20 protein-coding genes and 1 pseudogene are annotated in these 21,979 nt (G+C 45.1%); 12 read left to right on the top strand and 9 right to left on the bottom strand.

The genetic code is table 11. From position 1 onward, the window contains the following. Window positions 1–223: 223 nt before the first annotated feature. Window positions 224–1,129: a helix-turn-helix domain-containing protein gene (locus B5F78_RS06935; RefSeq protein WP_087406355.1), complete on the bottom strand. Its 906-nt coding sequence runs from the start codon at window positions 1,127–1,129 to the stop codon at window positions 224–226. 239 nt (window positions 1,130–1,368) lie between these two features. Between B5F78_RS06935 and B5F78_RS06930 the strand changes: the two genes are divergently transcribed. The 3 genes from B5F78_RS06930 to B5F78_RS06920 all read left to right on the top strand — a co-directional run bounded on the left by B5F78_RS06930 (window position 1,369) and on the right by B5F78_RS06920 (window position 5,394). After that, window positions 1,369–2,271, top strand: a complete 903-nt coding sequence (locus B5F78_RS06930) for an EFR1 family ferrodoxin (protein ID WP_239473425.1) — start codon at window positions 1,369–1,371, stop codon at window positions 2,269–2,271. 13 nt (window positions 2,272–2,284) lie between these two features. Further along, window positions 2,285–3,817 carry a 4Fe-4S binding protein gene (locus B5F78_RS06925; RefSeq protein WP_087406353.1) on the top strand — a complete coding sequence of 511 codons (1,533 nt, stop codon included), beginning with the start codon at window positions 2,285–2,287 and terminating at the stop codon, window positions 3,815–3,817. Window positions 3,818–4,008: 191 nt separating this feature from the next. Beyond that, window positions 4,009–5,394, top strand: a complete 1,386-nt coding sequence (locus B5F78_RS06920; protein ID WP_087406352.1) for an aldo/keto reductase — start codon at window positions 4,009–4,011, stop codon at window positions 5,392–5,394. A gap of 86 nt (window positions 5,395–5,480) precedes the next feature. Here the strand turns inward: B5F78_RS06920 and B5F78_RS17800 are convergent. After that, a pseudogene (locus tag B5F78_RS17800) lies at window positions 5,481–5,615 on the bottom strand (IS982 family transposase); the annotation flags it as partial. 382 nt (window positions 5,616–5,997) lie between these two features. On the opposite strand from B5F78_RS17800, the gene B5F78_RS06910 reads away from it, so the two are divergent. After that, window positions 5,998–6,474: a hypothetical protein gene (locus B5F78_RS06910; protein WP_087406350.1), complete on the top strand. Its 477-nt coding sequence runs from the start codon at window positions 5,998–6,000 to the stop codon at window positions 6,472–6,474. A gap of 212 nt (window positions 6,475–6,686) precedes the next feature. Here the strand turns inward: B5F78_RS06910 and B5F78_RS06905 are convergent, their stop codons facing one another. The 3 genes from B5F78_RS06905 to lon all read right to left on the bottom strand — a co-directional run bounded on the left by B5F78_RS06905 (window position 6,687) and on the right by lon (window position 11,513). Then, entirely contained in the window at window positions 6,687–7,820 is a 1,134-nt protein-coding gene (locus tag B5F78_RS06905) for an LptF/LptG family permease (protein ID WP_087406362.1), read from the bottom strand. Window positions 7,821–7,881: 61 nt separating this feature from the next. Beyond that, a complete protein-coding gene (tgt, locus tag B5F78_RS06900; RefSeq protein ID WP_022039988.1) occupies window positions 7,882–9,012 on the bottom strand; it encodes a tRNA guanosine(34) transglycosylase Tgt in 1,131 nt (376 codons plus the stop codon). Beyond that, window positions 9,009–11,513 (bottom strand): endopeptidase La, encoded by a 2,505-nt coding sequence (gene lon, locus B5F78_RS06895; RefSeq protein WP_087208872.1) that lies wholly within the window; start codon window positions 11,511–11,513, stop codon window positions 9,009–9,011. The genes tgt and lon overlap by 4 nt, the downstream gene beginning before the upstream one ends. Window positions 11,514–11,687: 174 nt before the next feature. Between lon and B5F78_RS06890 the strand changes: the two genes are divergently transcribed. Beyond that, window positions 11,688–12,389 (top strand): tRNA1(Val) (adenine(37)-N6)-methyltransferase, encoded by a 702-nt coding sequence (locus B5F78_RS06890; protein ID WP_087406349.1) that lies wholly within the window; start codon window positions 11,688–11,690, stop codon window positions 12,387–12,389. Window positions 12,390–12,512: 123 nt separating this feature from the next. Here B5F78_RS06890 and B5F78_RS06885 read toward each other — a convergent pair whose 3' ends face one another. Then, window positions 12,513–13,544, bottom strand: coding sequence for a diacylglycerol/lipid kinase family protein (locus tag B5F78_RS06885; protein WP_022039991.1), 1,032 nt, complete (start codon window positions 13,542–13,544; stop codon window positions 12,513–12,515). A gap of 266 nt (window positions 13,545–13,810) precedes the next feature. On the opposite strand from B5F78_RS06885, the gene spt reads away from it, so the two are divergent. Next, entirely contained in the window at window positions 13,811–14,998 is a 1,188-nt protein-coding gene (gene spt / locus B5F78_RS06880) for a serine palmitoyltransferase (protein ID WP_087406348.1), read from the top strand. 96 nt (window positions 14,999–15,094) lie between these two features. Continuing rightward, window positions 15,095–15,628 (top strand): ferredoxin domain-containing protein, encoded by a 534-nt coding sequence (locus B5F78_RS06875; RefSeq protein WP_022039993.1) that lies wholly within the window; start codon window positions 15,095–15,097, stop codon window positions 15,626–15,628. A gap of 128 nt (window positions 15,629–15,756) precedes the next feature. On the opposite strand, the gene B5F78_RS06870 is transcribed toward B5F78_RS06875, so the two are convergent. Beyond that, window positions 15,757–15,927, bottom strand: a complete 171-nt coding sequence (locus tag B5F78_RS06870; RefSeq protein WP_158098142.1) for a hypothetical protein — start codon at window positions 15,925–15,927, stop codon at window positions 15,757–15,759. Window positions 15,928–15,999: 72 nt separating this feature from the next. Continuing rightward, on the bottom strand, window positions 16,000–16,815 hold the full coding sequence (locus B5F78_RS06865) for a Cof-type HAD-IIB family hydrolase (RefSeq protein WP_022039994.1): 816 nt from the start codon (window positions 16,813–16,815) through the stop codon (window positions 16,000–16,002). Window positions 16,816–17,374: 559 nt separating this feature from the next. Between B5F78_RS06865 and B5F78_RS17110 the strand changes: the two genes are divergently transcribed. From B5F78_RS17110 to B5F78_RS16800, 3 genes are all read left to right on the top strand, one after another. Further along, window positions 17,375–18,250, top strand: coding sequence for a pyridoxamine kinase (locus tag B5F78_RS17110; RefSeq protein ID WP_162608499.1), 876 nt, complete (start codon window positions 17,375–17,377; stop codon window positions 18,248–18,250). A 15-nt stretch (window positions 18,251–18,265) separates the two neighbouring features. Further along, the gene (locus tag B5F78_RS17105; RefSeq protein WP_087398365.1) at window positions 18,266–18,934 is read left to right on the top strand and encodes an MgtC/SapB family protein; all 669 of its coding nucleotides are present in this window, start codon (window positions 18,266–18,268) and stop codon (window positions 18,932–18,934) included. A gap of 111 nt (window positions 18,935–19,045) precedes the next feature. Further along, a complete protein-coding gene (locus B5F78_RS16800; protein WP_140400071.1) occupies window positions 19,046–19,234 on the top strand; it encodes a hypothetical protein in 189 nt (62 codons plus the stop codon). Window positions 19,235–19,286: 52 nt separating this feature from the next. On the opposite strand, the gene B5F78_RS06855 is transcribed toward B5F78_RS16800, so the two are convergent. Next, the gene (locus B5F78_RS06855; protein WP_022039998.1) at window positions 19,287–19,505 is read right to left on the bottom strand and encodes a winged helix-turn-helix domain-containing protein; all 219 of its coding nucleotides are present in this window, start codon (window positions 19,503–19,505) and stop codon (window positions 19,287–19,289) included. Window positions 19,506–19,764: 259 nt separating this feature from the next. Between B5F78_RS06855 and map the strand changes: the two genes are divergently transcribed. Then, the gene (gene map, locus B5F78_RS06850; protein ID WP_087398366.1) at window positions 19,765–20,622 is read left to right on the top strand and encodes a type I methionyl aminopeptidase; all 858 of its coding nucleotides are present in this window, start codon (window positions 19,765–19,767) and stop codon (window positions 20,620–20,622) included. A 227-nt stretch (window positions 20,623–20,849) separates the two neighbouring features. Then, the gene (gene tsaD / locus B5F78_RS06845) at window positions 20,850–21,875 is read left to right on the top strand and encodes a tRNA (adenosine(37)-N6)-threonylcarbamoyltransferase complex transferase subunit TsaD (protein ID WP_087406347.1); all 1,026 of its coding nucleotides are present in this window, start codon (window positions 20,850–20,852) and stop codon (window positions 21,873–21,875) included. Window positions 21,876–21,979 lie beyond the last annotated feature (104 nt).

Genomic DNA, 21,979 nt, shown 5'->3' with positions numbered 1-21,979 from the left:
TGACTCAGGTTAAAAATACGAGGATGTCGGTAAAGGCAGTTAACTGCTTTGCCAGTCCCAGTACCAGTAGGACTGCAGTCCTACTGGTACTGGGACTGGGCAAGGACTGCAATGCATCTTGTCACGCAGTTGATGTATGTTGAAAAGAGGATTACTGGAAACCTCTGGATGGACATTCGAATTTAGTCAGGTTGTATGAAACAGGCTGGAGTTACAGCCGGATTCATCCTATCTTTCCTTGCATCCGATACTCATTCGGTGTACATCCAGCCACCTTTTTGAACAGCCGGCTCAGGTGATGCGGATATTGGAACCCCACCTCGTAGGCAATTTCGCTGACGGTCTTGTTCGTTTCCAGCAGACGGTCTTTCACCCTGCTGATAACGGCGAAATGGATATACTCGATGGCAGATTTGCCCGTCTGCTTCTTCACAAGGTCACCAAAGTAATTGGCGGAGAGGTGAAGCTGGTCGGCACACCAGGCAACGGACGGAAGCCCAAGTTCTTCCGGTTTAGTAGAGTCGAAGTAACTGCCCAGCAAGGATTCGAAGCGGGTGAGGATATCCGAATTGATGGCTTCGCGGGTAGCGAACTGGCGGTCGTAGAACCGGAGGCAATGATTGAGCAGGACTTCGATGTTGGAAACAATGATGCTCCTGCTGTGCTTGTCGATGACGTGCCGTAATTCTTCCTGTATCTCATTAAAACAGTTGAAAACAGTCTGCCGCTCACGCTCGGACATATGCAGGGCTTCGTTTGCCTCGTAAGAAAAAAATGTGTAATCTTTCATCTTATGAGCTAATGATGTTCCTCGGATAAGGTCGGGATGAAACAGTAGGGCATAACCTTGCGGATGTAGTGTTTCGCCGTTGTCGTTGATGCCACCCACCTGTCCGGGGGCGATAAACACCAGTGTACCTTCCTGATAGTCGTATTTGCTGCGTCCGTAGGTAATAGGTCCATGAATTTTCTCTTTCAAGAAAATGGCATAGAAGCCAAAGCATTTGCAACGATGCTTCAGTACTTCCACTTTCGAGAAATCGACGAAGCCCACCAGCGGGTTCAGTGTCTCCAGACCGAGAAACTTGTTGTAGTCATGTATCGTCTTCAAATCCAATATTTCACCCATACTTGTTCACATTTTAATTTGTTTGTCCAAAAATACGGAAATCTTCTGAAAGACAGCACATCACGGCAGGCCTTTCAGTAAAATCGGTATAAGATTCGGTGAAATGGGTTTAACGTTTCGTGTCTGAACAGGGACGTTCTGTAATATGTGTGCTATATTCTGTAATCTGTGTATGGTCAGGGCGGGTTATGTTCCGTACCTTTGCCTTGTCTGAAAACCAATTAAAACAAAAGCATACAATGGAAACAATCTCCCGTCGCTCCGCCCTCAAACGGATGGGGCTGCTCGTTGCAGGAGCCGCCTGTATGGGTATGCCGGCCCTGACTGCGTGCGAAAACAAGACAAAGAAACGCATCATCCTCTATTTCACAGGGACAGGAAACTGCCTCTATGTAGCCCGCCAACTGGCAGACGAACACACCGAACTGCTCAGTATCCCACAACTGGTGAAGCAAGGCCGCTATACGTTCGAGGCAGACGAAATCGGCATTGTCTATCCCGTCTACGGGCACATGCCGCCCAATATGGTGCGGGAGTTCATCAAAAAGGCACACTTGGAAGCCGGATACAAGTTTGCCATCCTGACCTACGGCAACCGCAAATGCAGCTCCGTCGAGATATGGGACGACGTTTCCCGGAAGGCGGGGTGTCCCTTCGACTACATCACCACGATGATTATGGTGGACAACTGGCTGCCTAACTTCGATATGAACGAGCAAATCAAGATAGACAAGCACATCCCCGAAAGCCTGGAACGCATCCGCACCGACCTGGCTGCACAGCGCCGTTGGCACGAACCGGTGACGGAACTGGAACGGCAACAGCATGCCGGATTCCTGCAGGCATCGGGCGTAAATCCGGAAACGGGTTTCCTGCTGCATAGCCAGGATGCCTTTACTATCACAGATGCTTGCATCGGCTGCGGAATCTGCACCGAGGTATGCCCGCGTGGCAATTACGAACTGACATCCACGGGGGTAAAGACAAAAGGCGATTGTGAGTTCTGCTTTGCCTGCATCCACAACTGCCCGCAGAAAGCCATCCTCTTCAAGCAGATGAAGGAAGTGAACCCCAACGCCCGCTACCGCAACGAACATGTGTCGCTGTGGAGCATCAAGGAAGCAAACCATCAGAAACTATAAAAACAAAGACGATATGCTGAGAAAAATAAGACTGACACTTGCCATTCTGTTCTTTACGCTCATCACGCTGCTGTTTCTCGACTTCACGGGAACCATGCACGCCTGGTTCGGCTGGATGGCAAAAATACAATTCCTTCCTGCAGTGCTCGCCCTGAACGTGGGCGTCATCGTGCTGCTCATCGCCTTGACGCTTGTCCTTGGACGGGTGTACTGCTCGGTTATCTGCCCGTTAGGGGTATTTCAAGATGTCATTTCATGGATAAGCGGACGACGGAAAAAGAAAAAATACCGTTTCTCCTGGTCACCTGCCAAATCGTGGTTGCGTTACAGCGTACTGGCATTGTTTATTCTTGCCCTGATTGCAGGGATAGGTTCGGTTGTCGCCTTGCTCGCGCCCTACAGTTCATACGGAAGGATTGCAAGCAACCTGTTTGCACCTGTATACCGCTGGGGGAACAACCTGCTCGCCTACGTTGCCGAACGGGCAGACAGCTATGCCTTCTACGAAACGGACGTGTGGATGAAAAGCCTGCCGACGTTTGTCATTGCCGTGCTCACCCTTATTATAATAGGTGTATTGGCGTGGCGCAACGGACGGACCTACTGCAACACCATTTGTCCGGTGGGGACGATACTCGGCTTCCTTTCCCGCTTCTCGTTATTACGGATTACCATAGATACGGACAAATGCAACGCTTGCGGACTGTGTTCGCGAAAATGCAAGGCGGCGTGCATCAACGGAAAGGAACACACTGTGGATTACAGCCGTTGCGTGGCGTGCATGGATTGCATCGATACGTGCCGGCACGGAGCCATCAGCCTTAAGCCCCTCAGACCTCTCAAGCCCCTCCAAACTTCCCCCGAAGGGGAGGCTTCTAAAATAGAAGCTCCAAACTCCCCATCGGGGGGAGTTGAGGGGGCTTCCCGCCGCAGTTTCCTATCTGCCACAGCCGTGCTTGCCGTTACATCGGCAATCTATGCGCAGGAGAAGAAAGTAGACGGCGGACTGGCAGTCATCGAGGACAAGAAGGTACCCAAACGTGCCACACCGATTGTTCCGCCCGGAGCCTTGAGCGCACGCGACTTTGCCCGACATTGTACAGCTTGCCAACTTTGTGTGTCGGCATGTCCCAATGGAGTGCTCCGCCCCTCCACCGACCTGACGAGACTGATGCAGCCTGAGATGTCCTACGAGCGTGGCTATTGCCGTCCGGAATGTACCCGATGCAGCGAAGTCTGTCCCGCAGGAGCCATCCGTCCGATAACCGTTGCCGAAAAATCGTCCACGCGCATCGGTCACGCCGTATGGATAAAACAGAACTGTATTCCGCTGACCGATGGCGTAGATTGTGGCAACTGTGCCCGCCATTGCCCGTCGGGAGCCATACTGATGATTCCCTCGGACAGCAGTGACCCGGACTCCGTCAAGATTCCGGTCATCAATACCGAGCGGTGTATCGGTTGCGGCGCGTGTGAAAACCTGTGCCCTGCCCGACCGTTCAGTGCCATCTATGTGGAAGGACATACGATGCACAGCGAGCTATAAGAACATCCGGGGGCAGTCCCAATCCGCCAGGAGAAGCACTTTCCCCGCCGGGGACAGCACCAATCCGCCAGGAGAAGCACTTTCCCCGCCGGGGACAGCATCAATCCGTCAGGAGAAGCGCTGTCGACTCAGTCGTCAGTCCCAATCCGGCAGGATTAAGATTATCGTTGAATCAATAAACAAGAAATAAAATGAAACAGAAGAAAAATATCTCTCGCCGCGACTTCTTCAAGCTGAGCGCGGCAAGCGTGGCTGTCACCGGACTTTCGGCATGCGCCAACAGCGAAAAGAAAGTTGCCGCTGTAGCCGAACCCACGGGCGAAATGACGTACCGCACGAATCCTTCGACGGGCGACCGCGTGTCACTGCTCGGCTTCGGGATGATGCGCCTGCCCTCTGTGGGAGGCCGCAGCGCCCGTGAGGGGAATGAGGAGATAGACCAGGAGATGGTGAACGAACTGGTGGATTATGCCATCGCCCACGGCGTGAATTATTTCGACACGTCGCCCGCCTATTGCCGGGGCAAGTCGGAACACGCTACCGGCATCGCCCTAAGCCGTCACCCGCGCGACTCGTATTTCGTTGCCACCAAGCTGTCGAATTTCGCGCCCTCCAGCTGGAGCCGGGAGGCATCCATCGCCATGTATCGCAACTCGATGAAGGAACTGCAGGTAGACTATCTGGACTACCTGCTGCTGCACGGCATCGGCATGGGTGACGGTATGGAAGAGTTCGAGAACCGTTACATGAAAAACGGCATCCTCGACTTCCTGCTGGAAGAGCGCAAGGCAGGACGCATCCGCAATCTTGGTTTTTCCTATCACGGCGATGTGCGGGTGTTCGACTACCTGCTCTCGCGGCACGATGCATACAAATGGGACTTCGTGCAAATTCAATTGAATTATCTGGACTGGAAATACGCCAAGCAAATCAACCCGAGGAATACCGATGCCGAATATCTGTACAACGAGTTGGTGAAGCGGAACATTCCTGCCGTCGTTATGGAACCGCTGTTGGGCGGCCGTCTTTCCAATGTGCCCAGCACCATCTTTGCCCGCCTCAAGCAGCGCGAGCCTGAGAGGAGCGTGGCTTCGTGGGCGTTCCGTTTCGCCGGAAGCCTGCCCGGCGTCCACACCGTGCTGAGCGGCATGACACGCATGGAGCACTTGCAGGACAACCTGCGCACGTACTCTCCCTTGAAGCCGCTGACGGAAGATGATTTCGCGTTCCTGCAAGAAACCGCCACGCTGATGATGGGCTTCGACACCATTCCCTGCAACGACTGCAAATATTGTATGCCTTGCCCGTATGGGCTTGACATACCTGCCATCCTGCTCCATTACAACAAGTGTTTGAATGAGGGAAACATCCCGGAAAGCACACAGGATGCGAACTACCGGAGTGCCCGTCGCGCCTTCCTTGTCGGTTACGACCGCAGTGTCCCGAAGTTGCGGCAGGCAAGCCATTGCATCGGTTGCAACCAATGCAGCCCCCACTGTCCGCAACGTATCAACATCCCCGCCGAACTACGCCGGATAGATGCCTACGTAGAACGTTTGAAACAGGAAATAGACTGAGACGATGCGGCTTGTATCTTGGCTTATAGCTGTAGGCGGTGCTTGTATTATGAAAAGTATAGACATAATGTAAGTTCGATATAAATTCAAAACATAGTCGGTAGCCCGTCATTGGCAAAACACAAGTCAATGGTGGGCTTCTTTTCAAAGAAGCAGTATGCAGCTATGGCAGAAAGCGGGTTGGCAATAAAGTTATTGAAGAAGCGGTGTTTGGAATGCTCAGAAACTGTTTTGTATTTATCGCCCAAAGCACACACGAAACGAATGCATCAAGCCCCAAAAACTTTTTGTAGAGATTCAAAGCAGTTTCTTAAATTCCATAAGATTTATAGTATTTAATTATGGCCACTTCAATTCATTAACTAAAGTGGCACTATTTTACAAGCAAATATACTAATTATTATCAAATAAATATCTGACTGCCGGCTTATAATGCATTTCAATATGCAACAGTAATTACAAGATTGTCTCAAAAAATAATGTTGTATTGGTACTTTTTTCAGAATGGACAATTACCTTCTGGTAATAAACGCAATAGACCATCTTTTATATAATAAGAAAAAACGATTATATTTGTATATTGTTCTATTAAAATAACAAGGTATGAAAACGACATTTGCAATAGAAACATCCAGAGAACTTTCAAGTTTTAGCTTCTATAAAGATGCACTCTATGCATTTGAGAGTGTACTATCAAAAGGATTACTTAGATTTAATTCTGATTTAGTGGAAGAAATATGTATAGGCCTTATATGCTTGTCACCTAAGTTCAGTCAATTCTTTCAAGCACGTCGTCCTAAATATTATGAAGATAAAACTTTGAAATTTAGGGGTTCTGTAACTCCTGAAGTAAGAATGTATAAATGCCTCACGGTAGATTTTGTGGTGGATTTCGAAGGTTATTTTAAGTTGACTACGAAAGAAGAATGTCTCAAATTTTTAGCCCTTTCATTTATAGATTTTTTAAAGGCCTTAAAATATCCGGGCAAATTGAAGAAATTTGAAAAAGAGAAACTGCTTCAGGCTGTAAAAGATATATTTATAGAGAACTCCATCATATCAGCACATGACGGCATATAGTTCATACAGTTTTACGGGAATAATTTTTTTAGCCTATTATGGATGCTGATTGCGTCATTAGAAAACATTGCATAACATATATTATTTCTTTTGTCTTCAGCCATGTATAGAGAGTTTTATGAATATCCACATTTTGCCTGATTTGTTCTTCAGGGCGTATGTATACGCTCCTGTATGGGCTATTTGTGAATATTCATATAACGTTTATCTCTTTATTTCGGTGCTTTGTGATACAAGTAGATAGCAATAAATAAGTATAAAATGTTCGGAATCCATACAGCAATGGCCGGTGGCATATTGCCATTGATGGCGAAGGTAGCTGATATGGTTTGGAACAAGATGTATGAGAAACTCAATGCCAGTCCGATACCTAAATGCAGTCCCATTCCGCCTTTCACCTTCCGCGAAGAAAGTGAAAGCCCGATGGCTGTTAGGATGAAGGCAGCGAACGACATAGCTATCCGTCGGTGGTATTCCACTTCGAATTCTTTGATGTTGGCAAATCCCCGTTGTTTCTGCTTCCGGATATATTCGCGTAGTTGTGGACTGGTCATTGTTTCTTGTTGGCCGCGTGTGATGAGGAAATCTTGCGGTTCCATTTTAATGATGGAGTCAAGACGTTCTCCCCGTGTGATAACTTCTTTCATTCCACGCATTTCCCTGATCATGTAGTCACGGATGATCCATTTGTGGTACGATGCGGTATCGTATGTCACGCGGCGTGCTGTGAGGTGTGATACTAATTTGTGGTCTTCGAACTTGTCGAGCGAGAAACGGTAGCCTGTTTTGTTGTAGTTTTCGTACCTTTCCATATAGGCTACCACTCCTGTGTCTACTTCCAGTTGGATATTTCGTGCATAATCTGCTGATTTTTTCTTCTTGTAGAGCTCTTCAAATCTCAGTCGTGTGACGCTCCCAGTAGGGATGACCTCTGTACCTAGCACAAAAGTGACAGCTGAAATGATAGCAGCCGAAATCATATAAGGTACCATCAGTCGCTTGAAGCTCATGCCGGTAGAAAACATCGCGATGATTTCCGAGTTCTCTGCTAGTTTTGAGGTGAAGAATATTACGGCAATGAAGACAAACAATGGGCTGAACAGGTTGGTATAATAGGGAATGAAGTTCAGGTAATAGTCAAAGACAATGGCTTTCAGCGGAGCCTTGTTGTTGATGAAACGGTCGATGTTTTCATTGACGTCGAACACTACTGCGATGGAAATAATCAAGGCAATGGCAAAGAAGTATGTTCCCAAGAATTTGACAATGATGTATCGGTCCAGACGTTTCAGCCATTTCTGCTGGAAGATACTTTTCAATCCAGGAACAATGTTTTTTTTCGGCATTGTATGCGGCAGTCGTGTCCTTAATTTCAGTTTTTCGGTCAGTTTCATCGGTGTGTATTTTTTATAAGCGGGTAGAGATTCGTTTTATCATTGCTGGCTTCCAGGTAGAGAAGTCGCCTGCGATGATGTGTTTTCGGGCTTCACTGACCAGCCACAAGTAGAAAGCAAGGTTGTGGATGGATGCAATTTGCATCGCCAGCAGTTCTTGTGCATGGAACAGGTGGCGCAGGTAGGCACGGCTGTACATAGTGTCCACATAGGAGGCACCGTCTGCTTCAATAGGAGAAAAATCTTTTTCCCATTTTTTGTTGCGCATGTTCATGATTCCGTCTTTGGTAAAAAGCATACCGTTTCTTCCGTTTCGGGTAGGCATTACACAATCGAACATGTCTACTCCTCGTTCGATGCCTTCCAGAATGTTGACCGGTGTGCCTACGCCCATCAGGTAACGAGGCTTGTCGGTTGGGAGAATTTCATTGACCACTTCAATCATTTCATACATTTTTTCTGTTGGTTCTCCCACGGCGAGTCCTCCAATGGCGTTTCCGTCTGCATTTTTCGAGGCGATATATTCTGCCGAACGTTTGCGCAAATCGGTATATACACATCCTTGTACAATGGGAAACAGTGATTGGTTATAGCCATACTTGGGTTCGGTTTCATTGAAACGAGTGATGCAGCGGTCCAGCCATCTGTGCGTCAGTTCCATTGACTTACGGGCGTATTCGTAATCGGCAGTGCCGGGTGTACATTCGTCGAATGCCATCATGATGTCGGCACCGATGGTACGCTCGATATCCATTACCCGTTCAGGGGTGAAAAGATGTTTTGACCCGTCAATGTGCGAACGGAATTCTACACCATCTTCCCGCATCTTGCGTATGCCCGAAAGGGAGAATACCTGAAATCCTCCGCTGTCGGTCAGCATCGGACGGTCGAATCCGTTGAATTTGTGCAGGCCTCCGGCTGCTTCCAGAACTTCCAGTCCGGGACGTAGGTACAGGTGATACGTATTCCCTAAGATGATTTGAGCCTTGATATCTTCTTTCAGTTCACGCAAATGAACGGCTTTCACACTGCCTATGGTGCCCACGGGCATGAATATAGGTGTTTCTATCTGCCCGTGGTCGGTTTCTATCAGGCCGGCGCGTGCATTCGATTTTGGGTCTGTATATTGTAATTCAAATTTCATTTTGTCGTATGCGTTTCGGCTTCCTTTTCTTTTTCTTTGTCTTTTTTCATGATGGCAGCGAAGTCGATAGCGTCTGTTACTTTTTCGTCTGTCAGTGCCAGTTGAAGTACTTCTTTTATATCTTTCACATAATGGAATGTCAGTCCTTTCAAATAGAGCGGTTGTATTTCCTCAATGTCTTTCCGGTTTTCTTCACATAGGATGAGGTTGGTGATTCCAGCACGTTTTGCTGCCAGAATTTTTTCACGGATACCTCCTACCGGAAGTACTTTTCCACGTAAAGTAATTTCTCCTGTCATGGCTAGGTTGGCTTTTACTTTCCGTTGGGTCAGTGCTGATGCGAGTGAGGTTACCATCGTAATACCCGCTGACGGTCCGTCTTTGGGTATGGCTCCTTCGGGCACATGGACGTGAATGTTCCAGTTTTCAAAAATACCATCTGGCAAGTCAAGCAAGAATGAATGGGCTTTCAGGTATTCCAGTGCCAGCATGGCCGATTCTTTCATTACATCACCCAGATTTCCCGTCAGGGTCAGTCGTTCACCCTTGCCTTTGCTCAGGCTGGTTTCCACAAAGAGGATTTCTCCTCCCACGGCAGTCCATGCCAGTCCGGTCACCACGCCGGCATATTCATTTCCTTGGTATTTGTCGCGCGAATATTCAGGTGTGCCTAAGTATTTTTTGATGTCTTCCGGTTTCAGTTCGTGCTGGCTGGTAAATTTGTCGCTGGCAATTTCCAATGCGATTTTGCGCATGATTTTGCTGATTTTCTTTTCCAACTCACGCACACCGCTTTCACGGGTGTAGTTTTCGATAATACACTCAATGGCGGGTTTGGTGAACTTTACGTGTTCTTTGGTCAGACCATTGGCCAACAATTCCTTTGGAATCAGATGACGGCGGGCTATCTCTATTTTTTCTTCGGTGATGTATCCACTTACTTCAATCAGTTCCATACGGTCAAGCAAAGGAGTCGGAATAGTGCTCAGGTTGTTTGCCGTGGCGATGAACATCACTTTCGAAAGGTCGTAATCCATATCTACGTAATTGTCGTGGAATGTATTGTTTTGTTCAGGGTCAAGCACTTCCAACATTGCTGATGCAGGATCTCCTTGACGGTCGTTTCCCATTTTATCTATTTCATCGAGGATGATGACCGGATTCGACGATTCAGCTTTCATCAGACTTTTGATGATGCGTCCCGGCATGGCACCGATATAGGTCTTGCGGTGTCCCCGGATTTCAGCTTCATCGTGTACGCCACCTAACGACATTCGGATATATTTTCGTTTCAGTGCCGATGCGATGGAGCGTCCCAGCGAAGTCTTTCCTACTCCCGGAGGACCATACAGGCAGAGGATGGGTGATTTCAGATCGCCCTTCAGCTTCAGTACAGCCAGATGTTCCAAAATACGCTCTTTTACTTTTTCCAGTCCGTAATGGTCTTTGTTCAATACTTTTTCGGCATTGAGAATGCTCAGATTGTCGGTTGTGTATACGTTCCACGGCAATGAAAGCAATGTCTGGAGGTAGGTCAGCTGTACATTGTAATCAGGTGACTGTGGGTTGATGCGTTCCAGTTTCTGCACTTCTCGTTCAAATGTCGCAGCTACCTCTTTGCTCCATTTCTTTGTTTTCCCTTTTGCACGTAAGCCATCTATTTCATCTTCCTGGCTGTTTCCTAATTCGTCTTGTATGTTTTTGATTTGCTGTTGCAGGAAATATTCGCGTTGTTGACGGTCTAAGTCTTCGCGTGTACGCATTTGGATATCATGCTTTAATTCTGCCAGCTTGGTTTCCCGGTTTAATACCTGTATCAAGTTATACAGTCGTTCGGTTAATGTCGGCTTGCATATCAGGTCAAACTTTTCTTCCAATCCAAATGGGAAATTGGTACAGATGTAGTTTACAAGTATATGGTCTTTCGGTAGATTTTTCAAAGCAAAAGTTACATCTGGACTCAACCGGTCACTAGCGTCCACATATTGGTTTGCAAGTTCGAGGCATGTATCCATCAGTGCTTTGAATTCATCATTGTTCTCCGTATTCAGGTTTTCCGGTTCCACTACAACTTTACCTTTTAGGTAAGGTTCTGTTGATGTAATTTCATCTAACCGTACTTTTACATTGCTTGCCTGTAAAATGACGGTGGTAGCACCTCCCGGCAATTCAAAGATTCGGAGTACACGTCCAATGACTCCTATTGGATATAAATCATTTATTCCGGGCTCTTCTACCTCGGCTGATTTTTGAGTGGCTATAATGATATGCTGTTTGTTTTTCGAAGCAGAACGCACAAGTTTGAGTGTAGCCTGTCTGCCTACCGTAACGGGCATGACAATTCCCGTAAACATAAGCATGTTACGTAATGTCATAATAGGCATTTCTTTGTTTACTTCATCGACTGAAGGTTGTTCTGGCTCTGCACTTATCTCGGCTACCATTGACACTTCGTCTGAGACTGCATTCATATCCATTTCTATTTTTTTCCTTCTTACCATAATTGTGGGTTTGTCTATTCTTGTTTAATAAATATCCCAAAACGGGTACAAAGTTAAGCAATCTGCTTTGAATACGAAAACAGAAAAGTTGCAAATACGTGAAATAAATCTGTGTTTCATGCTGAAATGAGAGGCGATTTATCTATTTTTGACGAAAATTAGAAAAGTTAGCTTATGGGAAATCCTTTCTTTCGATTCAAGCAGTTCGAAATTTGGCACGACAGGTGTGCCATGAAGGTAGGTACGGACGGTGTATTACTAGGAGCATGGACCGATGTCAGCCATTCTCAGAATGTGCTTGATATAGGTACAGGAAGCGGTCTGATAGCGTTGATGATAGCTCAGCGTTGTCGTGCTAAAGTAACAGGTGTAGAAATTGATGCCGAGGCTGCGAAGCAAGCATGCGAAAATGTAGCATTGTCACCTTGGAAAGGACGGGTAAGTATCAGACAGGCAGATATTACAGCATTTGAAGGAGGAAAATATGATACAATCCTATCAAACCCTCCTTATTTTCGTGAGCAGGTTTATTGCTCTGATAGCCAGCGGAATGCTGCGCGACATACAGGCGCTCTTACGTTTGAGGATTTGTTAGATGCAGTGATACGTCTTTTGACGGATGATGGTTGTTTTTCAGTTATCTTACCTTTCGAAGTGTCAGGGCATTTTATTGATTTAGCTGCCGAACGGTATTTGTATCCAATGTGCCGGACGGATGTACAGACCAGACCGGGTATATCTCCTAAACGTGTTTTGCTTACTTTAAGCAGAAATATTCTTCCCTGTAAAGAAGATACATTGGTTATAGAATCCGAGCCTCGCATCTATAGTCCGGATTTTATTCAATTGGTCAAAGATTTTTATTTGGCTTTTTGACCGGGGATAATCAAAGCTGTTCTCGCCTTGAAACATTTTGTGCATTAAGACCACCACAGGAGATACCCGCAATGTATTGGGCATGGGCTTCTGTGGTGGAATATGGGCTGGTCTTTGCAGATTTCACTTCTTCGATAATCTTCGCAACAAGTTTTGGTTTAATTGTAACAGCTTTCGATGCTTTTCTGCAATAGTAGAAGTGAGTGGCCGGGTGCCGATAAAGTCGGTAAAATGTTGTAACACACTGAACGGTTCGGTATATGTCCGCCCTTTTTCAGGTGCTATCACTTTCAGTCCACGGTGTATTATCTCGACTGTCAGGTCTTTGCCTCCCATCATTGGGTCCCCGTCGAAATGAAAAACTCCTTCATTGCGGCGATGGATGGTAATTTTTTTTTCTTTCAGTGTTTTGATGCGACTGTTTTGGTCGATTGTTTTATTAAAGAGTTGAAAAGATAATGCCGGTACATCCAGTACGGTAAAAGGTTCCAGAATGGTTATGTCCATCATACCGTCGGTTAATGAAGCCTGTGGGGCAATATAGGCATTGTTGCCATATTGTGAAGCATTGGCACAGGCTATTAGAAATGCCTTGTACTTTACAGTTCCCGAACTGTTTTCTATCTCATACGTCTCAGGCCGGTAGGTCAGGCTTTCATGCAAAGTGTTTTCCAGATATGTAAGTAATCCTCTTTTACCCGAGTCGGCAAACTTTAAGCTGACAAATGCATCGAACCCGACCCCACAGGTACAGAAAAAAGGGTGGTGGTCAATAATCCCATAATCGATGTCTTTTATAAAACCTTGATTTAACGTTTCAATGGCTCCATGTGGTGTCATTGGAATATGTAAATGCCGTGCCAGTCCATTGCCCGAGCCGCATGGGATGATTCCCATAGCAGTATCAGTATGGATCAATGATCTTCCTATTTCATTGATGGTTCCGTCGCCTCCAATAGCCACAACAATATCCGTCTTTTCTTCTGCAGCCCGTCGTGCCAGTTCGCTGGCATGTCCGGCGTATTCGGTTTTACGTATTATATAATCATATCGGTTTCGGTCGATATGTTTGTCTATCAGATGTAGGATAAATTCTTTTCCGTGCGTGCCTGATATTGGGTTGACTATAAACTGTATGCTTTGTTTTGAGCTCATGATAGTTCTGCTGGTTTCTTATAATGAATGTCCGCAAATGGAAATCCATTTCTTCAATTAAAGAACAAAAATAAGACTATTTTGTTTATGAACATCACTTTTTATAGCATAAATGTCGAAAGAAACATTTTTTTTGTACTATCATCTTATTAAGTTTGCTAAAATTATTATCTTTGCACGTTCTTTTTATGTAACATCTGCCGATATGGAATGGCAGGGCTATTATTAAATAATGTAAATCAGAAAGATTTACCAAACAGTAGAATATGGGACTATTACAAGACAAATTGAGTAAATTCAGAACGCCTCAAATGTATATGGAACGAGGCGTTTACCCCTATTTCCGTGAAATAGACAGTGCTCAAGACACGGAAGTGATGATGGACGGGAAAAAGGTACTAATGTTCGGTTCAAATTCGTATATGGGATTGACTCACGACGAACGTATTATCAATGCTGCCATTGCCGCTACCCGTAAGTACGGAACAGGATGTGCAGGTTCACGCTTGTTGAATGGTACGCTTGACATCCATATAAAACTGGAAAAGGAATTGGCGGAATTTATCGGGAAAGACGAAGCGTTATGTTTCTCTACCGGGTTTACCGTTAATGAGGGTGTTATACCTCAATTGGTAGGACGCGGTGATTATATCATTTGTGATGACCGCGACCATGCTTCTATCGTTGACGGACGCCGTCTGTCTTTTGCTACTCAGTTAAAATACAAACACAATGACATGGAAGCGCTGGAACGTGAACTTCAAAAATGCGAACCGGATGCTATTAAGTTAATTGTTGTTGACAGTGTGTTCTCTATGGAAGGAGACCTGGCCAATTTGCCTGAGATTGTCAGATTGAAAAAGAAATATAATGCTACTGTTTATGTAGACGAGGCTCACGGGTTAGGAGTATTTGGTAGAAACGGGCGTGGCGTATGCGACCATTTTGGAATTACGGAAGATATCGACCTCATTATGGGTACATTCAGCAAATCGCTTGCTTCTATCGGTGGATTTGTGGCTGCGGATAAGGATACAATCAACTGGTTGCGTCATAATGCGCGTTCTTATATATTCCAGGCAAGCAATACTCCTGCTGCAACGGCCGCTGCCATAGAGGCTTTGCATATTTTGCAGACAGAACCTCAACGGCAGGAAAATTTGTGGAAGATTACCAACTATGCCTTGAAGTCGTTCCGTGATGCCGGATTCGAAATCGGTGATACAGAGAGCCCAATCATTCCTTTGTATGTGCGTGATACCGACAAGACTTTCGAAGTTACCAAGCTGGCCTTCGATGAAGGCGTGTTCATCAATCCGGTTATCCCGCCTGCATGTGCTCCTCAAGATACATTGGTGCGTTTTGCTTTGATGGCAACCCATACAAAAGAACAAATCGATTTCGCAATCGAGAAACTGATAAAATGTTTCAAGCAATTGGATATCTTGAAATAAATAAGGAATGGCCAGGCTTTAGATTCGTGTTAGAAGATACTAACTGGCTCTAAAGTCTGGTCAATATAGTGTCAGTAACATTATTTCACGAGTAATATGATTCTGAACGAGAGAGACAGTCGCCACGATGAAGTGTTACAGATAGCCCAACAGATGATGGTGGCGGCACGCACTGCGCCTAAGGGCAAGGGGGTTGATATTATTGAGATTGCGATGGTGACCGAAAGTAATATCCGCATCCTTTCTGATACGATGAAGCAGATGTATGAGGAAAACGGGCTTAAGTTTTTCCTGCGTGATGCAGATAATATTCTGGATGCCGAATGCATTATTCTCATCGGTACGCGCGAACAGCCGCAAGGACTTGACTGCGGACATTGCGGATACGAAACTTGTGCTTCGCGTAAGGAAGGTGTTCCTTGTGCCATCAACAGTATAGATGTTGGGATAGCGATTGGCTCGGCTTGTTCTGTTGCTGCCGACCATCGGGTAGATACGCGTGTGATGTTTTCGGCAGGACTGGCTGCACAGCAGCTTGACTGGTTAGATGGATGCAGGCAGGTTTATGCTATTCCTGTCAGTGCATCATCGAAAAACCCATTTTTCGACCGGAAACCGAAAACGGAATAAATGAAATGTAAGGGCGGATTGCCGGGATGGACTTCCGCACTTATGCTAATGGATATGCAAGGCAGAGATAACTTCATGAATAGTTTGATATAACTGCAACAGCTAATGAAGATATATTGTAGGGGGAATTAAGAAGCTGTTTTGAATTTCTCCAAAAAGTTTTTCTTGGCTTGATGTATCCGTTTTCGTGTGTGCTTTGGGCGATTTTTTGGTCCTTTCCGCTCCTGTTCTTCGTCAGATAGCCCGCTATCTTCCTCATCACAGAAGCAAAAATGCCTCAAAAACTCATCCCAAATCATCGCACGATAAATTCAAAACAGCTTCTAATATATCTTCATTGGGTATGTGATTATCTTCAATTCCTTTCTTTGTTATTTCGTCTTGAAGATGAATTTCTCTACTGCGTGGGCTACACCGTCTTCGTCATTCGAGTACGTAATGAAATCTGCATTTTCACGTACTACCTGTTGGGCATTCGCCATTGCTATGCCGAGGCCTGCATATTGTATCATTGACAGGTCGTTGAATCCGTCTCCTATGGCTATCATTTCTTCCCGCTTCATTCCTGTTTCTTCCAATAGCACCGAGAGCGACTGTGCCTTGTCAATGCCTTTTGGCACCAGTTCCAGAAAATAAGGTTCCGAACGGAATACTCCCATTCTGTCCTTTAACTTTTCGTACATTTCCTTTTCCAATATGGCAAGGCGTTCCGGTTCTCCCACAATCAGGCACTTCGTGATGGGACGGGGAATGGCTTCCAGGAAGTTGTCTACCTTTTTTATTTTCATTACATTCAGCAAGGCTTCTTTCAGTACGTATTCGTCATCAGGGGATTCTGTCAATACAAATTCGTGGTCGTATGTTACTATGGCAAATCTATTATTTGTGGCGCAATTATATAAATAAGGTAATACATCGTTGTCCAGCCATTTCTTATATATCACTTCTCCGGTTTTCCAGTCAATGATTTCACCACCATTGTATGAGAGAATATACCCTTCGTATCTGTCTAGTTCCAATGCGTTGGCAAGCGGCGCCACTCCGTATGTGGGGCGTCCTGAGGCAAGAACGATTTTCACTCCTTGTTTTTGGGCTTCTATCAGTGTGTCATGCGTATATGTTGTTATTCGCTTCTTAGAGTCGGTCAGCGTACCGTCCAAATCGAGTACCAGTAATTTGTAATTCATAAAATAATAGTCTTAAAATCGTTTCGTGTGCAAAGATAAACATTTATATTTAATGAGTGCTCTTCATGCTGTCAATTATGTGCTTCGCACCGTAGGGGTTTATGTATATGGTGGTGTCAACAGAAATCGCCCGAAGCACACACGAAAGCGGATAATCAAGACGAGCAGAATTTTTTTGTAGAAATTTAAAACAGACTCTTAATTTCAATTTAAAAAGTTTGTTTGTTACACAAAAAGTAACGTCCTTTGCAAAAACTAATATGAATGTCCGCAATGACCAATGTAGAGGCGTGCTGCATGCGTCCGAATGCGCCGGCTTATCCATGCGGAGCTTTCAAAAAAGCGTGTGCGATATGCTCTTACAAGCAATTTGGCAAAATGCGGACATTCATAAAACTAATTTCAATTCTTGGATTTACTTATGGCAGACAACTACATCGAGAAACAATTTGAGTCTTATCAGGCACGGAAGATGGCATGGGAAAAAGAAAACAAGTATAAGCGTAAAAAACAAGTCGCGACCCATGCAGAGCCAATAAAGAACCATCCTTGCGGACGGCTGTTTCACAACCAAAGTAAAAAGATTGTTGCAATACATGACCTCTCCGGGGTAGGACGTGTATCGCTTATGGCAGTTGTGCCTATTCTTTCTTCAATGGGGTTTCAGGTATGTCCGCTTCCTACGGCTATTCTTTCCACCCATACGCAGTATCCTGTTTATTCTTTCCTCGATCTTACTGACGAAATGGTCCGTATCATTGAAAAATGGGAACAGCTTGAAATCCGTTTTGATGCTTTTTATTCGGGATACCTTGGTTCTCCACAGCAAGTTCAGATTGTGGAAGATTTTATTCAGAAGTTCCGCCGCTCTACCGACTTGGTTGTGGTTGATCCGGTTATGGGTGACAATGGAAACCTTTACAAAGGCATAACAGAGGAAATGGTAACTGAAATGAAGAAATTAATCTGTCTTGCTGATATTATTACCCCTAACATGACCGAATTGTGCCGCCTGCTTGATATACCTTTTCAAGAGAAAATGAGTGATGCCGGTCTGAAGGATGCGCTTAAAGCATTGTCGGATAAAGGGCCTAGTATTGTCATCGTAACCAGTGTGCCGGTGCAGGATGATCCGCATTCTACGTCTGTATATGCTTATAACCGTTTCGGGAACCGTTATTGGAAAGTGACTTGCCCGTATTTGCCGGCTCATTATCCCGGTACGGGCGATACGTTTACCAGTGTCATTACCGGTTCGCTGATGCAGGGAGACAGCCTTCCTATGGCGCTGGACCGTGCTACTCAGTTTATTTTACAGGGTATTCGTGCTACATTCGGCTACGAATATAATAATTTAGAAGGCATCATGTTGGAAAAAATACTTCATAACTTGGATATGCCGATTCAGGTAAGCAGTTACGAGTTGGTGGAATAAAATGCAAGTGTCGATATGGATTTAGCTTGGGATTTTGCCCTGCGGTTGTTTTTGGCAGGCGTAATGGGCATATTGATAGGATTGGAGCGTGAGTATCGGGCGAAAGAAGCCGGATATCGTACACATTTTCTGGTGGCATTAGGCAGCGCATTGTTGATGATTGTGTCGCAATATGGGTTTTCGGATGTGCTGGAGCGTGATTTGGTCCGCCTCGATCCCAGCCGCATCGCGGCACAAGTGGTAAGCGGTATCGGTTTTATCGGTGCCGGGACTATTATCCTGCAAAAGCAGATTGTGCGTGGACTGACTACGGCTGCAGGCATTTGGGCCACTTCAGGCATCGGGCTTGCCATCGGGGCAGGAATGTATGGCATTGGCATTGCTGCTACGGTTTTGGTCTTGTTAGGACTGGAAGTGCTGAGTTTTTTCTTTAAAAGCATAGGCTTGCGGAATTTGATGGTAGAGTTTTCTGCCCGTGATAAGGAGGCTATCAAACGGGTGTCGGCTACATTTCATTCGAAAAACTACATTGTGGTATCGTATGAAATGTCTGAGTCATTCGTGAGAGGAGAGGTGGTATACAGCGTAAGCATGACCATCAAGGCAAAACGGCAGAATGAAGAAGGATTGTTGTTGATGTTCATGCAGGATTTTCCTGACATAACGGTGAATAAAATCATTTAAGAAGAAACTGTTTTGAAATTATTGTACGCAAACGAATACACCAGGTCAAGAAAAACTTTTTTGTAGAAATTCAAAACAGTTTCTAAGAAGCTGTTTTGAATTTATCGTGCGATGATTTGGGATGAGTTTTTGAGGCATTTTCGCTTCTGTGATGAGGAAGATAGCGGGCTATCTGACGAAGAACAGAAGTGGAAAGGACCAAAAAATCGCCCAAAGCACACACGCAAACGAACACATCAAGCCAAGAAAAACTTTTTGGAGAAATTCAAAACAGCTTCTAAGAATAGAAGAATTCTTTGAGAATGATGAACTGCTTCTCCCACAAAGAATTCTTCATTCTTCATTTTTAAATTTATCCGATATAGACATTGACTGTCAGGAAAATCCTATCGCCATGTTCGTCCATGTCAAAATCGATTTTGTCTTCGCGTGCCAGCCAGCCGATGGCTGCATTAAGGTCTCTGTCGGTCAATCCTGTCGCTTTTTTGAGTTCGTCATACTCCCAATGGCGGTTGTCTTTTAATTTATTCCAGACAATGCCTGCATGTTCGCCAATTTGAATTTTGTTCATTTTGTTTCGGTTTTAATTAATATTAAATCAAGGTGCTCAAATTTTATAGGCAAAGTAAACGATTTTTGTCCAAACTTTCAACTTTTTCTTTTCCTTTTTTTACTTTTAAACGCAAAAGGCATTAATCAAGTTTGGAAACTGTTTTATTATGGTCGAAAGCGCAGTCGTGAAAAGTATGATTATCAAATTTTGTCGGTTGCTTTTTGATTTAACGAGAAATTTCTACCTTTGCAGGTAGATTTTAATTCGAATCAAGATTATGGTAAAAAGGAAGAAGCTAAACTGGAGGGTGCCTAAGGGCACAGAATTGACCGAGCTGGACAAAAAGGTACTTTATTACCAGGACAAAGGGCATTTGGTCCCGTCTCGTGATTTAATCAAGACTCCAGAGCAGATAGAAGGCATACGGCGCAGCGGTCTGCTGAATACGGCTGTGCTTGACAAGGTGGCAGAAGAAATCCGTGAGGGGATGAGTACTGCTCAAATAGACAGAATCGTTTACGATTATACGGTGAATCATGGTGGCATTCCTGCCTGTTTGGGATATGAGGGTTTCCCCAAAAGTGTATGCACCTCTATTAATGAAGTGGTATGCCACGGCATTCCTTCGGAAGACGAAATCTTGGAAGAAGGTGATATTATTAACGTAGATTGCACTACAATCCTTAATGGATATTATGCAGATGCATCACGTATGTTTATTATCGGGAAGACAACCCCGGAGAAAGAAAAGCTTGTACAGGTGGCACGCGAGTGTATGGATATCGGTGCCGATGCTGCCCAACCTTTTGGTTTCGTAGGTGATATCGGGCATGCAGTCGAAAAACATGCCAAAAAAAATGGTTTCTCTGTGGTACGTGATTTATGCGGACATGGGGTAGGGTTGGACTTTCATGAAGAACCTGATGTGCTGCATTACGGACGGAAAGGTACAGGCATGTTGCTGGTACCTGGAATGGTGTTTACCATCGAACCGATGATTAATATGGGCACATGGGAAGTATTTATTGATGAGGAAGACGGCTGGACAGTAGTGACGGAAGACGAGCTGCCATCTGCCCAGTGGGAACATACTTACGTAATGACCGATAATGGACTGGAGATATTGACGTATTAAGAATAATTTGCTAATGTGCTAATTTGCTAATTTGCTAATTTGCCAATGTGCTAATTTGCCAATGTGCTAATTTGCCAATGTGTTAATTTGCCAATGTGTTAATTTGCCAATGTGTTAATTTGCCAATGTGTTAATTTGCCAATGTGTTAATTAATTTTCACATTACCACATTCTCACATTAGCACATTGATACATTGCCACATTGTCACATTGATTAATTACTGATTATGAATAACGATATAATAATATTAGGAATAGAGTCTTCGTGCGACGATACGTCTGCTGCCGTTATCCGCAATGGGGTGTTGCTCTCCAGTGTCATTGCCAGCCAGGCTGTACACGAAGCTTATGGAGGGGTAGTGCCCGAACTGGCTTCACGTGCACACCAGCAGAATATTGTGCCAGTGGTGCACGAAGCGCTAAAGCGGGCAGGCGTGACGAAAGAACAGCTAAGTGCCATTGCTTTTACCCGTGGTCCCGGACTGATGGGTTCGTTGCTGGTAGGCGTTTCTTTTGCCAAGGGATTGGCTTTGGCTTTAGGTATCCCTTTGGTGGATGTCAATCACTTGCAGGGTCATGTGTTGGCGCATTTTATTAAAGAGTCTGAGGAAGATACGGATCAGCCTAAGTTTCCGTTCATTTGTTTACTGGTGTCGGGTGGTAATTCGCAGATAATTCGTGTAAATGCCTACAATGACATGCAGGTGTTGGGGCAGACCATCGATGATGCGGCCGGAGAAGCTATCGACAAATGTTCGAAAGTGATGGGGTTGGGTTATCCCGGCGGACCGATTATTGACAAACTGGCACGTCAGGGAAATCCGGATGCGTTTACATTCAGCAAACCACATATTGGGGGATACGATTATAGTTTTAGTGGATTAAAGACATCGTTTCTTTATTCGCTTCGTGACTGGTTGAAGGATGAACCGGATTTTATAGAACATCATAAAACCGATTTGGCCGCGTCGCTGGAAAAAACGATTGTCGATATCTTAATGGATAAGTTGCGTAAGGTTGTAAAAGATACAGGTATTACTGAAGTGGCGGTTGCCGGAGGTGTATCGGCAAACAACGGGTTGCGCAATGCATTCTGCGAGCATGCTGCAAAATACGGATGGAAAATCTATATTCCTAAATTTGGCTATACAACAGACAATGCTGCAATGATTGCCATCACCGGTTATTACAAATACTTGGACAAGGATTTTTGTTCAATAGACAAACCGGCATATTCGCGTGTGGCACTTTAGAAGCTGTTTTGAATTTATCGTGCGATGATTTGGGATGAGTTTTTGAGGCATTTCCGCTTCTGTGATGAGGAAGATAGCGGGCTATCTGACGAAGAACAGGAGCG

The organism is Bacteroides sp. An279 (genome assembly GCF_002159615.1).
Lineage (GTDB): Bacteria > Bacteroidota > Bacteroidia > Bacteroidales > Bacteroidaceae > Phocaeicola > Phocaeicola intestinalis.
This window is presented reverse-complemented; position numbering and strand designations above follow the sequence as displayed.